Origin of the sequence: Pseudomonas sp. NFX224 (assembly GCF_048565165.1) — a bacterium.
Taxonomy (GTDB): domain Bacteria; phylum Pseudomonadota; class Gammaproteobacteria; order Pseudomonadales; family Pseudomonadaceae; genus Aquipseudomonas.
The window spans coordinates 3,940,664-3,959,291 of sequence record NZ_CP183416.1 but is presented as its reverse complement, the minus strand read 5'-3'; the positions used below and the strand labels follow the sequence as shown (position 1 = coordinate 3,959,291).

General features: G+C 59.5%; 17 protein-coding genes. 11 read left to right on the top strand and 6 right to left on the bottom strand.

Annotated elements, in window-relative coordinates; all coding sequences use genetic code 11:
- Positions 1-101 precede the first annotated feature (101 nt).
- From acs to ACNYC6_RS17965, 5 genes are all read left to right on the top strand, one after another.
- Positions 102-2,039 carry an acetate--CoA ligase gene (acs, locus tag ACNYC6_RS17985; RefSeq protein WP_419708532.1) on the top strand — a complete coding sequence of 646 codons (1,938 nt, stop codon included), beginning with the start codon at positions 102-104 and terminating at the stop codon, positions 2,037-2,039.
- A 58-nt stretch (positions 2,040-2,097) separates the two neighbouring features.
- Positions 2,098-2,970: an oxygenase MpaB family protein gene (locus ACNYC6_RS17980; RefSeq protein WP_419708531.1), complete on the top strand. Its 873-nt coding sequence runs from the start codon at positions 2,098-2,100 to the stop codon at positions 2,968-2,970.
- An 84-nt stretch (positions 2,971-3,054) separates the two neighbouring features.
- A complete protein-coding gene (locus ACNYC6_RS17975) occupies positions 3,055-4,071 on the top strand; it encodes a class I SAM-dependent rRNA methyltransferase (protein ID WP_419708530.1) in 1,017 nt (338 codons plus the stop codon).
- Positions 4,072-4,164: 93 nt separating this feature from the next.
- On the top strand, positions 4,165-7,116 hold the full coding sequence (locus ACNYC6_RS17970; RefSeq protein WP_419708529.1) for a DUF748 domain-containing protein: 2,952 nt from the start codon (positions 4,165-4,167) through the stop codon (positions 7,114-7,116).
- Positions 7,116-7,418, top strand: a complete 303-nt coding sequence (locus ACNYC6_RS17965) for a DUF2845 domain-containing protein (RefSeq protein ID WP_419708528.1) — start codon at positions 7,116-7,118, stop codon at positions 7,416-7,418. Before ACNYC6_RS17970 ends, ACNYC6_RS17965 begins: the two co-directional genes overlap by 1 nt.
- 159 nt (positions 7,419-7,577) lie before the next feature.
- On the opposite strand, the gene ACNYC6_RS17960 is transcribed toward ACNYC6_RS17965, so the two are convergent.
- Positions 7,578-7,934: a BON domain-containing protein gene (locus ACNYC6_RS17960; RefSeq protein WP_419708527.1), complete on the bottom strand. Its 357-nt coding sequence runs from the start codon at positions 7,932-7,934 to the stop codon at positions 7,578-7,580.
- 309 nt (positions 7,935-8,243) lie between these two features.
- On the bottom strand, positions 8,244-8,663 hold the full coding sequence (locus tag ACNYC6_RS17955) for a pilin (protein ID WP_419708526.1): 420 nt from the start codon (positions 8,661-8,663) through the stop codon (positions 8,244-8,246).
- Between the two features lie 225 nt (positions 8,664-8,888).
- On the opposite strand from ACNYC6_RS17955, the gene pilB reads away from it, so the two are divergent.
- The 5 genes from pilB to yacG are packed head-to-tail and all read left to right on the top strand — an operon-like array spanning position 8,889 to position 13,500.
- Positions 8,889-10,589, top strand: coding sequence for a type IV-A pilus assembly ATPase PilB (gene pilB, locus ACNYC6_RS17950; RefSeq protein ID WP_419708525.1), 1,701 nt, complete (start codon positions 8,889-8,891; stop codon positions 10,587-10,589).
- Positions 10,590-10,591: 2 nt separating this feature from the next.
- Positions 10,592-11,809 (top strand): type II secretion system F family protein, encoded by a 1,218-nt coding sequence (locus tag ACNYC6_RS17945; RefSeq protein ID WP_419708524.1) that lies wholly within the window; start codon positions 10,592-10,594, stop codon positions 11,807-11,809.
- Position 11,810: 1 nt separating this feature from the next.
- Entirely contained in the window at positions 11,811-12,683 is an 873-nt protein-coding gene (locus tag ACNYC6_RS17940; protein ID WP_419708523.1) for a prepilin peptidase, read from the top strand.
- Positions 12,680-13,303 (top strand): dephospho-CoA kinase, encoded by a 624-nt coding sequence (gene coaE / locus ACNYC6_RS17935; RefSeq protein ID WP_419708522.1) that lies wholly within the window; start codon positions 12,680-12,682, stop codon positions 13,301-13,303. The genes ACNYC6_RS17940 and coaE overlap by 4 nt, the downstream gene beginning before the upstream one ends.
- Entirely contained in the window at positions 13,300-13,500 is a 201-nt protein-coding gene (yacG, locus tag ACNYC6_RS17930) for a DNA gyrase inhibitor YacG (RefSeq protein ID WP_034148252.1), read from the top strand. Before coaE ends, yacG begins: the two co-directional genes overlap by 4 nt.
- Positions 13,501-13,535: 35 nt before the next feature.
- On the opposite strand, the gene ACNYC6_RS17925 is transcribed toward yacG, so the two are convergent.
- The gene (locus tag ACNYC6_RS17925) at positions 13,536-14,225 is read right to left on the bottom strand and encodes an energy-coupling factor ABC transporter permease (RefSeq protein WP_419708521.1); all 690 of its coding nucleotides are present in this window, start codon (positions 14,223-14,225) and stop codon (positions 13,536-13,538) included.
- A 187-nt stretch (positions 14,226-14,412) separates the two neighbouring features.
- On the opposite strand from ACNYC6_RS17925, the gene ACNYC6_RS17920 reads away from it, so the two are divergent.
- Complete coding sequence (locus ACNYC6_RS17920; RefSeq protein ID WP_419708520.1) at positions 14,413-14,655, top strand: DUF2790 domain-containing protein; 243 nt, start codon at positions 14,413-14,415, stop codon at positions 14,653-14,655.
- An 8-nt stretch (positions 14,656-14,663) separates the two neighbouring features.
- Here the strand turns inward: ACNYC6_RS17920 and ACNYC6_RS17915 are convergent, their stop codons facing one another.
- From ACNYC6_RS17915 to ACNYC6_RS17905, 3 genes are read right to left on the bottom strand one after another with little or no spacing between them, the layout of a single operon-like run.
- Positions 14,664-15,932 carry an OprD family porin gene (locus ACNYC6_RS17915; RefSeq protein WP_419708519.1) on the bottom strand — a complete coding sequence of 423 codons (1,269 nt, stop codon included), beginning with the start codon at positions 15,930-15,932 and terminating at the stop codon, positions 14,664-14,666.
- A 16-nt stretch (positions 15,933-15,948) separates the two neighbouring features.
- A complete protein-coding gene (locus ACNYC6_RS17910) occupies positions 15,949-17,169 on the bottom strand; it encodes a benzoate/H(+) symporter BenE family transporter (RefSeq protein ID WP_419708518.1) in 1,221 nt (406 codons plus the stop codon).
- Positions 17,170-17,172: 3 nt separating this feature from the next.
- Positions 17,173-18,516 carry an aromatic acid/H+ symport family MFS transporter gene (locus tag ACNYC6_RS17905; RefSeq protein WP_419708517.1) on the bottom strand — a complete coding sequence of 448 codons (1,344 nt, stop codon included), beginning with the start codon at positions 18,514-18,516 and terminating at the stop codon, positions 17,173-17,175.
- Positions 18,517-18,628 lie beyond the last annotated feature (112 nt).

The window sequence follows — 18,628 nt, the reverse complement described above, 5'->3', positions numbered from 1 at the left end:
CTGCCGAAGGCTGCGATCGAATAAAAGATCGCAGCCTTCGGCAGCACCTACGAGGGTCGCGCAGCTCCCCTCTTGTCGCAAAACAAGAATAAGGAACCGTCATGTTCGATATCAGCACGTTCCCCAAAGCCGATGCCGTCCGCCGGGCTGCACAATTGAGTCAAGACGACTACCACCGCCTGTACCGCGAATCCATTGAGCACCCAAGTACGTTCTGGGCCGAACAAGCCACCCGCTTCCTCGACTGGAGCAAGCCGTGGGACACCGTCCAGCGCTATGACCTGAAAACCGGTGAGGCCAGTTGGTTTGCCGGCGCAAAGCTGAATGTCAGCTACAACTGCATCGACCGGCACCTGGAAAAACGCGGCGATCAGATCGCGATCATCTGGGAAGGCGACGACCCTGCCGAATCCACCCAGATCACCTACAAAAAACTCCATCACAACGTCTGCCGCCTGGCCAACGTGCTCAAAAGCCGAGGCGTGAAGAAAGGCGACCGCGTGTGCATCTACATGCCGATGATTCCCGAAGCGGCCTACGCCATGCTCGCCTGCACGCGCATCGGTGCTGTGCATTCGGTGGTGTTCGGCGGCTTCTCCCCGGACTCGCTGCGCGACCGGATTCTCGATGCCGAATGCCGCACCGTGATCACCGCCGATGAAGGCGTGCGCGGTGGCAAATTCGTGCCGCTGAAACAGAACGTCGACAAGGCGCTGCAAAGCTGTCCGGACGTGAGCACCGTGGTGGTGGTCGAGCGCACCCAGAATCAGGTGAGCTGGGTTGAAGGCCGGGACATCTGGTATCACCAGGCGCTGCGCGACGTCGACGACGACTGCCCGCCCGAACCGATGGACGCCGAAGACCCGCTGTTCATCCTCTACACCTCCGGCAGCACCGGCAAACCCAAAGGCGTGCTGCACACCACCGGCGGTTATCTGCTCCAAGCAGCGATGACCTTCAAGTACGTGCTGGATTACCGCAACGGCGAAGTCTTCTGGTGCTCCGCCGATGTCGGCTGGGTCACCGGGCACAGCTACATTGTCTACGGTCCGCTGGCCAACGGCGCCACCACGCTGATCTTCGAAGGCGTACCGAGTTACCCAAGTACCTCACGCTTCTGGCAAGTCATCGACAAGCACAAGGTAAACATCTTCTACACCGCTCCCACCGCCCTGCGCGCCTTGATGCGTGAAGGTCCGGAGCCGTTGAAGGAAACCTCTCGCGCCAGCGTCAGACTGCTCGGCACCGTCGGTGAGCCGATCAACCCGGAAGCGTGGGAATGGTATTTCCATGTGGTCGGCGAAGAGCGTTGCCCGATTGTCGATACCTGGTGGCAGACCGAAACCGGCGGCATCATGCTCAGCCCGTTGGTGAGCGCACAACGGATCAAACCCGGCTGCGCCACGCAACCGATGTTCGGCGTGCAACCGGTGCTGCTCGACGAGCAAGGCAAGGAAATCAAAGGCGCCGGCAGCGGCGTACTCGCCATTAAATCAAGCTGGCCGGCGCAGATCCGCAGCGTCTATCGCGATCCGCAACGCATGATCGATACCTACTTCAAGCCTTACCCCGGTTATTACTTCACCGGTGACGGCGCTCGTCGTGATGAGGATGGCGATTACTGGATCACCGGGCGCATCGACGATGTGATCAACGTCTCCGGGCATCGCATCGGTACCGCCGAGGTGGAAAGCGCGCTGGTGCTGCACGACAGCATCGCCGAGGCTGCCGTGGTGGGTTACCCTCACGACGTCAAGGGCCAGGGCATCTACGCGTTCGTCACGCCCATGAACGGCGTCGAACCCGGCGATGAACTGAAGAAAGAACTGCTGGCGATGGTCAGCAAGGAAATCGGCAGCTTCGCCAAACCGGACCTGATCCAGTGGGCGCCGGCCTTGCCGAAAACCCGTTCAGGCAAGATCATGCGGCGTATCCTGCGCAAAATCGCCTGCAACGAGCTGGACAGTCTGGGCGACACCTCGACCCTGGCCGACCCGAGCGTGGTGCAAGGCTTGATCGACAAGCGCCTGAACCCATAATGGTCCGCCCTTTGTAGGAGCGAGCAGGCTCGCTCCCACAGAAAATCACAGAGTCTCCATGGAATTCATCCGCACCCGCATTGAAACCCAGATCATGAGCCTGACCGGTCTGTCGCTGGGCAAGCTCGACCTGGAAAATCCCAAGGGCGATCCCGGGCTGTTCGGGCCTGATTCCGTGAGCTGGCAAGTTCACGGAGACTTCAGCAGCATGCTCATCGGCGGCATCAGCGCCCTGATGTTGCAGGCCCTGCATCCATTGGCTCTGGCCGGCGTGTGGGACCATTCGAATTTTCGCGAAGACATGCTCGGCCGGTTGCGCCGCACCGGGCAATTCATCTCCGGCACGACCTTCGGTTCGCGACAGGACGCCGACTGGCTGATCGAAAAGGTCCGCACCATTCACCTGCAAGTGACCGGCACCGCGCCGGATGGCCGCCCCTACGCCGCCAGTGATCCCGACCTGCTGACCTGGGTGCATGTGGCCGAGGTCAGTAACTTCCTCGCCGCACATTTGCGTTATCGCAATCCGCATTTGTCATTGTCCGATCAGGATCGCTATTACGCAGAAATCGCCCTGGTCGCCGAGCGCCTGGGCGCCCGGAATGTGCCGCGCTCGCGGCAGGAAATTTCTGATTATCTCGAAGGCATCCGTCCGCAACTGCTGTGCGATGAACGCAGCCGGGAAGTGTTGCGACTATTGCTGAACGCGCCGTCACCCAGCCGTTTGGCCAGACCATTCGGCGGGCTGATGATGCAAGCCGGGATCGATCTGCTGCCGGATTGGGCCAGTGACATGCTCGGCGTCAGCCAGAACCCGCTGCAACGCAAACTGATCCGCGCCAGCGTCAATCGCAGTGCGCCGATGCTGCGCTGGGCGGTGCGTAATGGTTCAGTGCAACGGGCCAAGCGGCGGATGGGATTGCTGACCTAAAAGCTTGCTCGTGATAGCAGCGCCTCGGTTCAACGCCAAGCTGTTAAACTCTCGCGCCAAATTACCTCCTGCAAGGCGCCCAGCATGTCTTCCTTGAATCAGGCGCTGCGCGCCGCCCTTCAACATCGCCAGGATCTGCTCGCCGAGCTGCATAGCCAGGGCACCGATTGCTATCGCCTGTTCCATGGCAGCCAGGAAGGCGCCGGCGGCCTGACCATCGACCGCTATGGCCCGCAACTGATGGTGCAGAGTTTCCATCAGTCGCTGGAACGCGATGCCTTGCTGCAACTGCACCAAACCATCAACCAGCACCTCGGTCTTGAAACCCTGCTGGTCTACAACGATCGCTCCCGCGGCAATTCACGCATCGACCGCGAAGACACTGTCTACCGCGCCGACGAAGCGGCGCTGCAGGATTTGGTGGGGCACGAGTGGGGGCTCAACTACCGCGTTCGCGGCCGTCACGCCGGGCAGGACCCGTTGCTGTTCCTCGACCTGCGCAACACCCGTGGCTGGGTCAAGGATCACAGCAAAAACAAAAGTGTGCTGAACCTGTTCGCCTACACCTGCGGTGTTGGCCTCAGTGCTGCGGCGGGTGGCGCCCGTGAGGTGTGCAACCTGGACTTCGCCGAAGGCAACCTGGCGGTCGGTCGTGAAAACGGCTTGCTCAACCCGCAATTGCCGACCATGGACTTCATCCAGTCCGATTACTTCCCGGCCATCCGCCAACTGGCCGGCCTGCCCATCAGCCAGCGCCGCGGGCAGAAACTGCCGAGCTATCAGCGCCTGGAACAGCGCCAGTACGATCTGGTGCTGCTCGACCCACCCGCCTGGGCCAAGAGCGCGTTCGGCACCGTCGACCTGCTGCGCGACTACCAGAGCCTGCTCAAACCCGCCCTGCTGACCACCGCCGACAATGGCGTGCTGATCTGCTGCAACAACCTGGCAAAAGTCAGCATGGACGACTGGCGCGAACAGGTTTTGCGTTGCGCAGAGAAAGCCGGGCGCCCTGTGCGTGAGTGGACCGTGATGAAACCGGGCGCCGATTTCCCGTCAATGGATCAACAGCCACCACTGAAAACCCTGATTCTTCAGCTCTGATGCGTGTCAGACAAATCTGATAATTCCTGAACAGGCTGTTTGTTTCGGAACCGGAATCGCGTGCCATACTCCAAGGCACTCCGATTCAGACAGATGAAGCCACGCATGTACAAAGGATTGATTCGCGCCATTGGCGCCTTGTTGACTGCTCTGGCGCTCTACAGCTTGTTGGGCTTTCTGATTTTGCCGGGCATCGCCCTGCGCATCGCCAACCAGCAATTGGCCAACTACGCCACGACGCCTGCCACGCTCCAGCGCATCGAACTCAACCCGTTCAGCCTTGAAGTGACCCTTTGGGGCCTGAACATTGGCGAGCCAGGCAAGGAACAGGTCGGCTTCGAGCGCCTTTACGCCAACCTGCAACTCGACAGCCTGTGGACCAAAGCGTTGCATCTGTCGGAAATCGAACTGGACAAGTCCAAAACCGAAATCCTCTTCAGCAAGGACGGCAAACTCAACCTGCTCGGGCTGTTCAAGATACCGGCCAGCGAACCGACACCCGCCGATCCGGACGCCAAGCCGTTCCCGCTGCGTATTGACAGCATCAAACTGGCCGGCGGTGCCGTGCACTTTGAAGATGCCAGGCCCAGCGAGCCCATCGAGTTTCTCTACGACACACTCGATTTCGAGCTGAAGAACCTCAGCACCCTGCCCGAAGACAGCGCCAACATGACCCTCGTGGCCATCGGCCCCAACGGCGGGCAGATCGACTGGACGGGTAACTTCAGCCTGATCCCGCTGGCCTCCGAAGGTAAGCTGAAAATCACCGACGGCAAGATGAAAGCCTTCTGGCCCTATGTGCGCGACGCGGTCCCTCTGGACCTCGAAAGCGGCGTGATGAGCATCAGCACCGACTACAAACTCAATCTGTCCAAGGAAACCGAACTGCTGCTGAGCAACGTCTCGGCCACCATCGCGCCCTTCGCCATCAAGGCCCCGGACGGTCGGCCGCTGGTGAAACTCGAACGACTGGACGTCAGCGAAACCACCATCGACCTGGCCAAGCAGCAAGTGGTGGTCGGCAAGATCCGCAGCCACAAACTGGAAACCTGGGCCGCGCTGGAAGCCGATGGCCAACTCGACTGGCAGAAATTGTTTGCCAGTCAGCCGTCCAAACCCGCCGCCAAGGCTAACGCCGAACCCGTCAGCACTCCGGCTGCCGCCGACTCGCCGAAAGCAGAAACGGCCCCAAGCAAGCCTTGGCAGGTATTGCTCAATGACGTGCAACTGCGCAATTACCAAGTGCACCTCGCGGACCGCAAAGCACAACCCGCCGTGGCACTGGAGTTGGGCCCGCTGAATCTCGACTTGCAGAAGTTCGACAGCCTCAACGGCTCGCCCTTCAGCCTCAAGCTCGACACCGGCGTGGGCAAACAAGGCAAGCTCATCGCCGAAGGCGAGGTCAATCTGGCGCCGGTCAGCGCCAAACTGAACGTGCAGACCAAGGATATCGACCTGCGTGTCGCCCAGTCCTACATCAGCCCGTTCATTCGCCTTGAGCTGCGCAGCGGCATGCTCGGCAGCGATCTGGCGGTCAACCTGAAAAGCACCGAGCCGCTGGCTTTCAGCGTCACTGGCCGCGCTCAGGTCGATCAACTGCATACCCTCGATACCCTGAAAACCCGCGACTTTCTCAAGTGGCAACAATTGATGGTCGAAGGCCTGAATTATCAGCATGGCGACAGCCTGTCGATTGACAAGGTCAACCTGCTGCAACCTTATGCGCGCTTCATGATCAACGATGACCGCACCACCAACATCGATGACCTGCTGATTCCGCAACCGGCCGACACAGGCGCCAAACCCGCCGCCGCCAAACCCGGCGCCAGCAAAGAGAAGCCGCTGGGCATCCACATTGGCGGGATTGTCATCAATGACGGTTCGGCCAACTTCGCCGACTTCAGCCTGACGCCGAACTTCGCCACCGCAATCCAGCAACTCAACGGGCAGATCGGCACCATCGACAGTCGCCAGGCCAAGCCGGCCAGTGTCGACGTCAAAGGCAAGGTCGACCGCTATGCACCGGTGACCATCAAAGGTGCGGTCAACCCGTTCGATCCGATGTCCAGCCTCGACATCGCCACCAGCTTCAAACGCGTGGAACTGACCACGTTGACGCCTTACTCCGGCAAATTCGCCGGTTACCGCATCCGCAAGGGCCGGCTGAATCTCGACCTGCATTACCAGATCACCAAGGGCCAGCTCAAAGCCGAAAACAAAGTCGTGGTCGAGCAGCTGCAACTGGGTGAGAAAGTCGACAGCCCGGATGCCGTGAGCCTGCCGCTGAAACTGGCGATCGCTTTGCTCAAGGACGTCGATGGCAAGATTTCCATCGAGCTGCCGGTGACCGGCGACCTGAACAACCCGCAGTTCAGCGTCATGCCGATTGTCTGGCAGACCCTGCGTAACCTGATCGTGAAGGCCGCTGCCGCACCGTTCAAACTCATTGGTGGATTAGTATCCGGTGGCGGCTCGGAAGATCTGGGCAGCGTGTCGTTTGCACCTGGCTCAAGCGACTTGAGCAAGGACGCCGAAGGCGCTTTGGACAAGCTGAGCAAGGCGCTGAAAGAGCGCCCTGCCCTGCGCCTGGAAATCGAAGGTACGGCGGCCAAGAGCAGCGACGGTCCGCTGATCGCCGAGCAACGTCTGGAACGGGAATACCAGTACAACTACTACAAGATGCTCCAGCGTCGCGGCGACAAGGTTCCGGCCCAGGCTTCATTGCTGGACGTTCCGGACAGCGAAAAAGGTCCGCTGCTGGAAGGCATCTACCGCACACGCCTGAAGGCTCAGCCGCCCGCTGAATGGAAGGACCTGGGCAAGGAAGATCGCACGGCGAAAATGCGCGAAGGCGTGATCCAGTTCTGGAGTTCCAGCGATGTGCTGCTGCGCCAGTTGGGTCAAGACCGCGCCAGCAGCATCAAAGACTATCTGGTCGACAAAGGCCAACTGGCCGATGATCGTGTGTACTTCATCGATGCGCAGTTGGGCGAAGCGGAGAAGGACGGCAAGGTCGTGACGCCGATGCATCTGGACGCTGAGTGATGGGTGCTCGGCTGCTGCTCGCACTGGCACTGGCACTGGCAACAGCGGCGAGCCAGGCCTCGGCAGCGGACACCGTGCGTTGTGGCAGCCAACTGATCAGCGTCGGCGACCGGTCGAGCGAGGTGCTGCACAAATGCGGTGAACCGGTCAGCCGTGATCTGCTGGGCTACAAGCGCAGCGTCAATCGACGGGAAGAGTTTCAGGTCGAGGAATGGACCTACGGGCCGAACGGCGGGATGTATCAGTACTTGCGATTCGAAGGGAATCGATTGGTGCAGATCACCAGCAAGCGCGGTAACTGAAGATCTTTTGCTCTGCAAATAGAACAGGCCCCGACACGAATGCCGGGGCCTGTAATGGCCACTTCCTTATGGCCGTTCGCATGAACTCATGAGATGCGGCAGACGTATGACTTGGCCCGTCTACCGCGCCTTCTCCCGGTTCAGGCGAGAAGCCTTGCCTTACTCGGCTTTCAGGCCGTCAGCGGAGACCGCCTTGACGCCTTTGATTTTCTTGGCGATCGCCACGGCGGTGGTTTTCTGAGCGTCGGTTACCGCAACGGTGGACGACAGGGAAACAACGCCTTTGTTGGTTTCGACTTTGATGTCGGTACCTGGGATACCTTTTTCGGTGACCAGGTCGGCTTTGACTTTGGTAGTGATCCAGGTATCGGAAGTGGCTTCTGTTGCCTTGGTCATTTCACCCGCCGCCAGGGTCATTGGAGCTTGGGTAGCCTGGGTGGTCTGGGCGAATGCAGCGCTGGCCATGGTCAGGGTCAACGCGGTAGCAGCAGCGGCAGTGATAGCGAACTTCTTCATACGAGTAACTCCTGTTTTTCTGGAAAGTCTGCTGGGTTCTTGTCAGCAGGGTTACCAGAGATAGTGCGAACGCTGTGCCAAGTTTGAGACAGATAATTAATCGTTATAAATCAATCAGTTATCAAAAAGACTATTTTGCGGATTCGTGCAAAATGCATGAGTTGAACTTTATCTACATGCAAGTTGCGGGTTTTCAGCAAAGCCTAAGGCCATGAATTGTTGGAGGTTTTCTCATTTACTCGACATTCTGGACTGCGAGCAAAAAAATACCCCGCCACAGGCGGGGTATCAGGTATGAAAAGGGATGAATCAAGCTTTCGGAGCAACCCCTGTGCAGCCCTTCGGCGCGTATTCCTGATCCACGGTCGTAGCGCACGTCCAGCCCGACACCGTACGCGAAAGGGTAATGGTTTTATTCAGTACCGGGCCCGGTGCATTGAGGATCGTGCATCCAATGGTGCCAGTACCATCAGCCGCTTTACCCGAAGCCGTGGTCGTGCAGTTGGAGGTGGCCGCCGTCCCACCCACCTTGGTCAAATCAGGGTCGGTCCCCTGATTGATAATGTCCTCGAACGGCACTTTCAATGCCGAAATCTCCGCCAGCCCCGCCGTCACCTTGGCCCGCGCCTGATACTTGGAATACGCCGGTATCGCAAACGTCGCGAGAATCCCGATGATCGCCACCACGATCAGCAACTCGATCAGGGTAAAACCTTTTTGAGTGTTCATAGACAGCCTCCGTGCATGAGTCGAAATCTCATGATCTGTACCTGTCGCAGCACAGCCCATGCCAAACCCCATGCCCCCTATAGACGGGGGCCGTGCAGTCTGCGACGCCCTTTCCTACTCCCTGGATCCGCACTATCTGACGCTTTTTGTCACCTCACTACCACTGGTTTGGCTCCATTGCTTGACTAGGCTATAAGTCATGAATTGCCTGCGTCCGGTATCCCAATGAATGACATCGCTCTCAGCGGTCTGGCCAAGCAATTGGTCCTGGCCGAGCTGCTCACTGACAAAAGTGCACAACAGGCGTCCCAGCAAGCCCAGCGCAACCGCATCTCCCTGGTCAGCTATCTGGTGCAGAACAAACTGGTCAAAAGCCGCCAGGTCGCCGAGATCGCCTCGGAACACTTCGGCATGGCCCTGTTGGACCTCCATGCCCTGGACAAGGAGATTCAGCCCAAGGGCCTCGTCAGCGAGAAATTGGTCCGCCAGCACCATGCGCTGCCCCTGTGGCGCCGAGGCAACAAACTGTTTGTGGGGATTTCCGACCCGACCAATCACCAGGCCATCAACGACATCCAGTTCAGCACCGGGCTTACCACCGAAGCGATTCTGGTCGAGGACGACAAGCTCAGCGAGGCCATCGAGAAATTCTTCGACAGCCATGGCACCGGCCTGGAAGACATGGCCGACGTTGACCTCGACGGCCTGGACATCGAGACCGCCGATGACAAACGTCAGGACGCCATCGTCGGCCAGGATGCCGATGACGCGCCGGTGGTGCGCTTCGTCCATAAAATGTTGCTCGACGCGATAAGAAGCGGCTCTTCCGACCTGCATTTCGAGCCTTACGAGAAAATCTATCGCGTGCGGATGCGTACCGACGGCATGCTGCGGGAAGTCGCCAAGCCACCGATCCAGTTGGCCAACCGTATCGCCGCGCGGCTGAAGGTCATGGCCAGCCTGGACATCTCGGAACGCCGCAAACCCCAGGACGGGCGGATCAAGATGCGCTTGTCCAAAAGCAAATCCATCGACTTCAGGGTCAACACCTTGCCGACCCTGTGGGGCGAGAAAGTGGTGATCCGGATTCTTGATCCCTCCAGCGCGCAAATGGGCATCGACGCCCTCGGCTACGAGCCTGAACAGCAAGACCTGTACATGGCCGCGCTCAGGCAGCCACAGGGCATGATTCTGGTGACCGGCCCTACCGGCTCGGGCAAAACCGTGTCGCTCTACACCGGGCTGAACATCCTCAACACCGTGGACATCAACATTTCCACCGCTGAAGACCCGGTGGAAATCAACATGGAAGGCATCAACCAGGTCAACGTCAATCCAAAGCAGGGGATGGATTTCGCTCAGGCGCTGCGCGCGTTCCTGCGCCAGGACCCAGACGTGATCATGGTCGGTGAAATCCGCGATCTGGAAACCGCCGAAATCGCCATCAAGGCTTCACAGACCGGGCACCTGGTGCTGTCGACCCTGCACACCAACAGTGCCGCCCAAACCCTGACCCGCTTGCAGAACATGGGCATCCAGGGCTTCAACATCGCCACCTCCGTCAGCCTGATCATCGCCCAGCGCCTGGCGCGCAAGCTGTGCAGCCATTGCCGGGTGCCGCTCGACATTCCTCGCGAGGCGCTGCTCAAGGAAGGCTTCCCCGAGGAACGCATCGGCACATTCACGATCTATGAGCCGGTCGGCTGCGAACACTGCAACGGCGGCTACAAAGGGCGAGTGGGGATTTATGAAGTGGTGAAGAACACAGCGGACTTGCAACGATTGATCATGGCCGAAGGCAACTCACTTGAAATCGAAGAGCAGATGCGCAAGGACGGCTTCAATGACCTGCGCACCTCGGGCCTGCTCAAAGCCATGCAAGGCATCACCAGCCTTGAAGAAATCAACCGGGTTTCCAAGGACTGAACATGGCGGTCAAGGCAGCGAAAATCAGTATTTACGCCTGGGAAGGCACCGACCGCAAAGGCACGAAAGTCACCGGCGAGTTGAGCGGGCAAAACCCGGCGCTGATCAAGGCGCAACTGCGCAAGCAAGGCATCAACCCCGGCAAGGTGCGCAAGAAATCCGTCTCGCTGTTCAACGTCGGCAAACGCATCAAGGCCCAGGACATTGCTCTGTTCACACGACAGATGGCGACCATGATGAAAGCCGGCGTGCCGCTGTTGCAGTCGTTCGACATCATCGGCGAAGGCTTCGATAACCCGGCCATGCGCACGCTGGTGGACGAGGTCAAACAAGAAGTCGCGGCCGGCAACAGCTTCGCCGCCGCCTTGCGCAAAAAGCCGCAATATTTCGATGAGCTGTACTGCAATCTGGTGGATGCCGGGGAGCAGGCCGGCGCGCTGGACACCCTGCTGGAACGGGTGGCGACCTATAAGGAAAAGAGCGAAAGCCTCAAGGCCAAGATCAAGAAAGCCATGACCTACCCGCTGGTGGTGGTGTTCGTCGCGATGATTGTCACCGGGATCCTGCTGGTCAAAGTGGTGCCGCAATTCCAGTCGGTGTTCGAAGGGTTTGGTGCCGAATTGCCCGCCTTTACCGTGATGGTCATTGGCCTGTCGCGGTTCATGCAGGACTGGTGGTGGATGATGCTCGGCGTGCTGATCGTGGCGATTTTCGGGGGGCGTCATGCCTTCAGGACATCACAGGGCTTTCGCGACCGAATGGACGCCTGGCTGCTGAAGCTGCCGCTGGTGGGCACCTTGATGTACAAATCCGCCGTCGCGCGTTTCGCCCGCACGTTGTCGACGACCTTCGCCGCCGGTGTGCCGCTGGTCGAAGCGCTGGAATCGGTGGCCGGCGCCACCGGCAACGTCGTGTTCAAGCGCGCGGTGCTGCGCATCAGGCAGGACGTGTCGACGGGCATGCAGCTGAATTTTTCCATGCGCACCTCCGGCATCTTTCCGAACATGGCGGTGCAGATGACCGCCATCGGCGAAGAGTCCGGCGCACTGGACGACATGCTCGACAAGGTCGCCGGTTTCTACGAGGACGAGGTGGACAATATGGTCGATAACCTCACCAGCCTGATGGAACCGTTCATCATGGTGGTGCTGGGTGTTATCGTCGGCGGATTGGTGGTTGCCATGTACCTGCCCATCTTCCAACTCGGCTCAGCGATCTGACATGCCCTTGAACGAAATACTGATTCAATACCCGCTGGCTTTCGTGGTGATCGCCGGAGTGATCGGTCTGCTGGTCGGCAGTTTCCTCAACGTGCTGGTCTGGCGCCTGCCGAAAATGCTCGAGCGAGATTGGCGCGTCCAGGCCCATGAGATCCTCGGACTGCCCGCTGAAACGCCGCTGCCGACCTTCAATCTGTTCCTGCCCCACTCCCAGTGCCCACATTGCACCCACCGGATTCGTGCCTGGGAAAACATTCCGCTGCTGAGTTTTGCGTTTTTGCGGGGACGTTGCTCCGCTTGTGCCACTGCGATCAGCAAACGCTATCCGCTGACCGAACTGGCCTGCGGTCTGTTGTCGGCGTTCATTGCCTGGCACTTCGGCTTCGGCTGGCAGGCCTGCATGGCGCTGCTGCTGACCTGGGGTCTGTTGGCCATGAGCCTGATCGACGCCGAGCATCAACTGTTGCCGGATGTGCTGGTGTTGCCGTTGATGTGGCTGGGGCTGATCGTCAACAGTCTCGACCTGTTCGTGCCGCTGCATGACGCGTTGTGGGGCGCCATTGCCGGCTACATGGCGCTGTGGTCGGTGTTCTGGCTGTTCAAGCTGATAACCGGCAAGGACGGCATGGGCCACGGTGATTTCAAGTTACTGGCGCTGTTTGGCGCCTGGGGCGGTTGGCAGATTTTGCCGCTGACCATCCTCCTTTCATCCCTGGTGGGGGCCGTTATCGGCGTGATTTACCTGCGCCTGCGCAAGGCTAAAAACTCGACGCCGATTCCCTTCGGCCCCTATCTGGCAATTGCCGGCTGGATTGCCTTGCTCTGGGGTGGTCAAATAACCGACTTCTATTGGCAGTTTGTCGGTTTGAAATGAATACCCCTGTGGAAAAACCCTGGATTCTCGGCCTGACCGGCGGCATCGGCAGCGGCAAAAGTGCGGCGGCCCAGCATTTCATTGACCTCGGTGTACACGTGGTCGATGCCGACCATGCGGCTCGCTGGGTGGTGGAACCGGGTCGACCGGCGCTGGCGAAGATCGCCGAGCACTTCGGCCCCGGCGTTTTGCTGGCCGATGGGCAACTGGACCGCGCCGCCCTGCGTAAACTGATCTTCGAAGTGCCGGATGAACGCCGCTGGCTGGAAGCCTTGTTGCATCCGCTGATCGCCGAGGAAATCGCTCATCATCTGGCACTGGCAAAATCACCTTACGCGATTCTGGTTTCGCCGCTGCTGATCGAGTCCGGCCAGTACGCCATGACTCAACGAGTGCTGGTGATCGACGCGCCCGAACAGCTGCAGATCGAACGCACCCTGCAGCGCGACCAGACCAGCGAACAGCAGGTCCAGGCGATCCTCAAGGCTCAGTCCAGCCGCCAGGACCGCGTCAGCCATGCCAACGAAGTGGTGGTCAACGACCGCGACCTCGCCTGGCTGCACAGCGAGGTCGAACGCCTGCATCACTTTTACCTAACTTTGCCTGGAGGCCAGTCATGAGCCAGATTCCAACCGTCGAATGCCCGACCTGCGGCGCCCCTGTCGAATGGAGTGCCGAGAGCAAATTCCGGCCGTTCTGTTCCGACCGTTGCAAACTGATTGACCTGGGCGCGTGGGCGTCGGAAGAGCACAAGATTCCCGTGGCGCCGGATGCCGAGGACGAACTGTTCAGCGGCGACTTCGACCCGCGTCACTGAGCCATTGCGTCGGCGATTTCAGGCCTTGAGACAGCTCAAGACTTGGGATCGTCGTCCTTCCACGGCGCCGACAGATAGCGCGTGCGATTGAAGGTTTCCAGCCATTCCGGGCAAAACACCACCAGCGCGCTGACCACCATGCCGTTGATGAACGCCTCGGGAAAAATGATCAGCCACAGGTATCCGATAAAATCTTCGAGCCAGTACGGCAAGGCGAACAGTTCGTCGTACCACAACACCGTGAGCGCCAGCACCAGGCACAACAACGCCGAAAGCGCTGCCGCAAAGAACCCGGAAACGAAGATGTAGACGAAGAGATTTCGTGGCTGCGCCCGTTCCACCAGAATCGCACAGCACTCGGTGACCAATACCGGCAACACTATGAACAGCGCGCCATTGACCCCCATTGCCACCATGTCCTGACGCCCGAGCAGCACCAGCCCGGTTTGCGCCACCACACCGCCGACGATCGCCAGCGGCCAGTCCAGCAACAGCGTCACCGCGGTCATGCCGATGAAGTGGTAAGACACACCGGTATCGAAATCCCGCCGCACCAGCCACAGCATGAACAACGCGAACACGGTGCCGAACAGCAAATGCTGACGACGGCTGTCGGTGAACAACTCGACCCACGGCGCACGCGCAGCGGCCCAGATCAAAACCGGTACGTAGATCAGCCACCCCGTCGTAAGAGTTTCGGATGACAGTAACTCGGCACCGATCATGGCTGGGCACACTCCCTCGTCTTGCCGTAAGCGAATAGGCCTCCAGTCTACCCGCCCCTTTTGATCTCGTGCCAAATGGGCGCTGATTGTTACGTTTTACGCAAGACTGCATCTGGCGTTCGCCCCTTTATCGGACGGTGGCAAAGACTAAAATTCAACCATCAAAACCAATCCGGAGTACGCCAGCATGAAAACGTTCATCAGCCTGTTGTTGACCGTCATCGCTACCTCGGCCATGGCCGCTGACAACGAGCCACCCGCTGTCCAGTACAACCCCGCACAGCCACTGGACATCGCCAAGGTGGTTTCCGTATCGGACACCGCGACCGCGTGCGGGGTTGTGCCGGCGACGATGGTATACGTCGATCATCAGGGCCAGACTCGCCGCGTGACCTACGAGGTCTTCGGCGATTGCACCAGCAACCTCTGATCAATGGCTCATAGTAACGTCCACGTGTAGCTGAGGATCAGACGGTTTTCGTCGATGTCGCTGCGGTAATTGGAACGCGCCATCGCATTGCGCACGCGGATACCCAGGCCTTTGAGACTGCCGCTCTGCAACACATAGCCGATATCCAGGTCGCGCTCGCGATCCTTGCCTTCATAGCCCTTGCCGGTATCGACATTGTTGCCGCTGATGTAGCGCACGGTACTGGTCAGACCCGGTACGCCGAGCGCCGCAAAGTCGTAGTCATAACGCGCCTGCCACGAACGCTCATCGGTGTAGGCGAACTCATAGGTCGGCACTTCGTTGCCCAGTGGTGAAATGTTGGCAAACACCCGTGGAAACGCACTGTCGCCGAACATGCCCTGATAGCCGATGTAAAACGTATGGCCACCCCGCTTGGCCGACAGCAGCGAAAAGAACGCCTGGTTATCGATGTTGCCCAGCAGCTTTTTGCCGTCCTCGCGCGAATCGTAGTAACCGAGATTGGCGCCGAGAATCCAGTCGCCCACCGGCTCACTGTGCTTGAGGCCAAGGAAGCGCTGGTTGTAGATATCTTCCAGTTGCCCGTACCAGGCGCTGACCGAAGTGCGCTTGTCATTGAAGGCATAATCGGCGCCGGCAAAATTGAAACCGTCACTGCTGACCTGGCGCTGCGGCACATGGCCGAGCATCGCTTGCATCTTTTCGTCGCCCGCCTCGTTGCGCAGGCTGGTTGAACTCAAGTGACCGCCCTGCAGGGTCAGGCCATTGATCTCGTTCGACGTGATGCTTGCGCCCTGATAACTCGGCGGCAGCAGGCGAATATCACTGAACGCCAGCACCGGAAGATTGGGTTGCAACTCACCGACTTTCAGCTCGGTTTTGGAGTAGCGCATTTTCAACGCGCCTTCCAGACGGCTGTAGTTGTCCGCCGCGCGGCCATCGTCCTGTACCGGCAACAAGCCCGTATTGGTCCGGTCCGGGGCGCTGTCGAGCTTGAGGCCGAGCAAGCCAATGACGTCCACGCCAAACCCGACGGTGCCCTGGGTGTAGCCGGATTTCACGTTGAGAATGAAGCCCTGTGCCCACTCTTCAGCCTTCGATTGCTGGTTGGCGCCAACGATGTCGGAAAAGTCGCGGCTGAAGTAATAGTTGCGCGCCTGCAAGGTCGCGGTGGTGTCTTCGATAAAGCCTTTTTCCGCGGCGATCGCACCCGTGGAAAAACCCGAGACGACAGCCAGGGACAACACCGAACCGGTTGTTGGGAGATTCTGTTTCATTGTCTTTCTCTTATTGTTATTGATCGACAGGTTGAACAACGTCAGTTGCAGCGGTTGTGCGAAGAGGGAGCGGACGGCGGGCGTTTAACAGCACATGGGTGACCATGCCGAAAATCAGCCCCCAGAACGCTGCGGACAAACCGAACAACGACATGCCCGACGCCGTGACCAGGAAGGTCACCAGCGCGGCTTCACGATCGTTCGGCACAGCCATCGCGCCCGTTAACGCGCCGGCAATGGCGGCGAACAACGCCAACCCGGCCAACGCCGCGATCAGCTCTTTGGGGAATGCGGAAAACAGCGAAACCAGCGTGGCGCCGAAGATCCCCAGCAGCAGGTAACACAGGCCGCCAACAACCCCGGCCACATAGCGTTTGCGCGGATCTTCGTGGGATTCGCGACCGGTACAGATTGCCGCCGTGATCGCCGCCAGGTTCAACCCATGACAGCCGAACGGCGCCAACAACGCCGTACCCAACGCGCTGCTGGCGATGATCGGGCTCGCCGGCGTGGAGTAGCCACTGGCGCGCAGCACCGCCATACCGGGCACGAACTGACCGGTCAGCGCCACCATCACCAGCGGCAAGGCGATGTTGAGGATCGCGCCCAGGCTGAACTCAGGCGTGATCCACACCGGCGTGGCCAGGCCGATCACTAGCGCTTCACGATGCAAATCACCGGTGAACGCAGCAATCGAACAGCCCACCAACAGCACCATCATCACCGCATAACGCGGCATCACCCGCTTGCAGATCAGGTAGGTGGCAAACATCGCCAGCACCAGCAACGGCTTGTGCTGCATCGACACGAACAACCCGGTGCCGAAACTGAACAGGATCCCCGCCAGCATCGCCGCCGCAATCGCTGCCGGCAGCTTGCTGATGATCCGGTCGAAAGCCCCCGAAATGCCGACCAGGAAAATGATCAGGCTGCTGACCAGATAAGCCCCCACCGCCTCAGACATGGAGATGTCCGGCAACAGCGCCACCAGCAACGCCGAGCCCGGCGCCGACCAGGCAATAATCACCGGAACGCGGTAGCGCAGGCTCAAACCGATACCCAGCACAGCGCTGCCAATGGAGATCGCCCAGATCCAGGACGACAACACTTCCCGCGAGAGGTGTGCCGCTTCTGCCGCCTGAAAAATGATCACCAATGGACCGGCGTAAGAAATCACCGTGGCGATGAATCCAGCCACGGCGGCGGACAACGAAAAGTCCTGGAAGAACGCTTTCATGACTCAGGCGCCGGTCGCTGACAAAGCCGGGTTGACGCCAGCGGCGCTGCATCGGCTGCTGATGGCGAACACGGTCATGGCCAGGGCAGCCACTGCACCGGGCAAGGCAAACGCCATGAAGTTCAGTTGCAGCGGCAGGCTGATCCCGAGCAAGGCACCGCCCAGCAATGGACCGACGATGGCGCCGTTGCGCCCGATACCCGACGCCCAACCCAGCCCGGTGGAACGTATGGTCATGGAATAAAACTGCGCAGCGCAGGCGTACAAAAGAATCTGCGAGCCGATGGTGGTGGCACCGGCAATGGCGATCAGCAGGTACAACACCGGCATCGGACTGTTGAAGCCCAACAGAGTGATCGACACTGCCGCCATGGCGAAAAATACCGCCAGCACCCGCGGCAGATTGAGTTTATCGCCCAGCACCCCGCCGCCGACCGCGCCAAAGATCGCCCCGAAGTTCAACACCAACAGGAACGACAGGCTCGAGCCCAGGCTGTAACCGGCGTTGGCCATCAGTTTCGGCAGCCAGGAACTCAAGGCGTACACCATCAACAGGCAGCAGAAAAACGTCAGCCACAGCATCAGCGTGCGCAGCGCACGACCCTCACGGAACAACTGCAACACTGGTGTCCCCGTGCCCTTCACTTCAGCCATGTGCAGCTGATCGGAAGGCTGCGCAACGTAGGCCGGATCGATGCGTTGAAGAATGTCGCGTGCTTCTTCATTGCGCCCCTGACGCAACATGAACCCTACCGATTCCGGCAGGAAGTACATGATCAGCGGCAACAGCAGCAACGGCAGGACCGCCACATAAAACACCGACTGCCAGCCAAAACTCGGGATCAGCACAATACCCAGCCCGGCGGACAACATGCCGCCGACCGAGTAACCACTGAACATAATCGCCACCAGGGTGCTGCGGATTTTTTTCGGCGCGTACTCGTTCATCAGCGCCACGACGTTAGGCATCACACCACCAATGCCGAGACCGGCAATGAAGCGACAGAGGCCGAATTCGGTGGGGTTGCGGGCAAAACCGTTGAGCACGGTAAAGCCACTGAAGAGCATCACGCAGAGGGTGATGGCTTTTTTACGACCGATATTGTCCGACAGCGGGCCGAAGAACAGTGCGCCGAACATCATGCCGAACAGTGCATAACTGCCCAGTGCGCCGGCTTGCAGAGGGCTGAGCCCCCACTCTTTCATCAGCATCGGCAAAACCACGCCGTAGATCACCAGATCGTAACCGTCGAAGATGATGATCAGGGCACACCAGAACAGCACCATCCAGTGAAAGCGGTTGAAACGAGCGTTGTCGATAACCTCAAGTACGTCGATCTTGCGCATGGCATTTATCTCTTGTTGTTGTTTTTTTCGAGCGTGGGTAACACGGCTTACGTCCGTACAGCCGAGGGTAAAGTCACCAGGCGCGGGTCAATATCCGCATTGCGCAGACCAC

Bases quoted from the DNA above. Each gene is read 5' to 3' on its own strand.
- pilB (WP_419708525.1), top strand. From the start codon at position 8,889: ATGAATGACATCGCTCTCAGCGGTCTGGCCAAGCAATTGGTCCTGGCC.
- yacG (WP_034148252.1), top strand. From the start codon at position 13,300: ATGAGCCAGATTCCAACCGTCGAATGCCCGACCTGCGGCGCCCCTGTC.
- acs (WP_419708532.1), top strand. From the start codon at position 102: ATGTTCGATATCAGCACGTTCCCCAAAGCCGATGCCGTCCGCCGGGCT.
- ACNYC6_RS17960 (WP_419708527.1), bottom strand. From the start codon at position 7,934: ATGAAGAAGTTCGCTATCACTGCCGCTGCTGCTACCGCGTTGACCCTG.
- ACNYC6_RS17970 (WP_419708529.1), top strand. From the start codon at position 4,165: ATGAAGCCACGCATGTACAAAGGATTGATTCGCGCCATTGGCGCCTTG.
- coaE (WP_419708522.1), top strand. From the start codon at position 12,680: ATGAATACCCCTGTGGAAAAACCCTGGATTCTCGGCCTGACCGGCGGC.
- ACNYC6_RS17910 (WP_419708518.1), bottom strand. From the start codon at position 17,169: ATGAAAGCGTTCTTCCAGGACTTTTCGTTGTCCGCCGCCGTGGCTGGA.
- ACNYC6_RS17965 (WP_419708528.1), top strand. From the start codon at position 7,116: ATGGGTGCTCGGCTGCTGCTCGCACTGGCACTGGCACTGGCAACAGCG.
- ACNYC6_RS17975 (WP_419708530.1), top strand. From the start codon at position 3,055: ATGTCTTCCTTGAATCAGGCGCTGCGCGCCGCCCTTCAACATCGCCAG.
- ACNYC6_RS17980 (WP_419708531.1), top strand. From the start codon at position 2,098: ATGGAATTCATCCGCACCCGCATTGAAACCCAGATCATGAGCCTGACC.
- ACNYC6_RS17940 (WP_419708523.1), top strand. From the start codon at position 11,811: ATGCCCTTGAACGAAATACTGATTCAATACCCGCTGGCTTTCGTGGTG.
- ACNYC6_RS17945 (WP_419708524.1), top strand. From the start codon at position 10,592: ATGGCGGTCAAGGCAGCGAAAATCAGTATTTACGCCTGGGAAGGCACC.
- ACNYC6_RS17955 (WP_419708526.1), bottom strand. From the start codon at position 8,663: ATGAACACTCAAAAAGGTTTTACCCTGATCGAGTTGCTGATCGTGGTG.
- ACNYC6_RS17920 (WP_419708520.1), top strand. From the start codon at position 14,413: ATGAAAACGTTCATCAGCCTGTTGTTGACCGTCATCGCTACCTCGGCC.
- ACNYC6_RS17905 (WP_419708517.1), bottom strand. From the start codon at position 18,516: ATGCGCAAGATCGACGTACTTGAGGTTATCGACAACGCTCGTTTCAAC.
- ACNYC6_RS17915 (WP_419708519.1), bottom strand. From the start codon at position 15,932: ATGAAACAGAATCTCCCAACAACCGGTTCGGTGTTGTCCCTGGCTGTC.
- ACNYC6_RS17925 (WP_419708521.1), bottom strand. From the start codon at position 14,225: ATGATCGGTGCCGAGTTACTGTCATCCGAAACTCTTACGACGGGGTGG.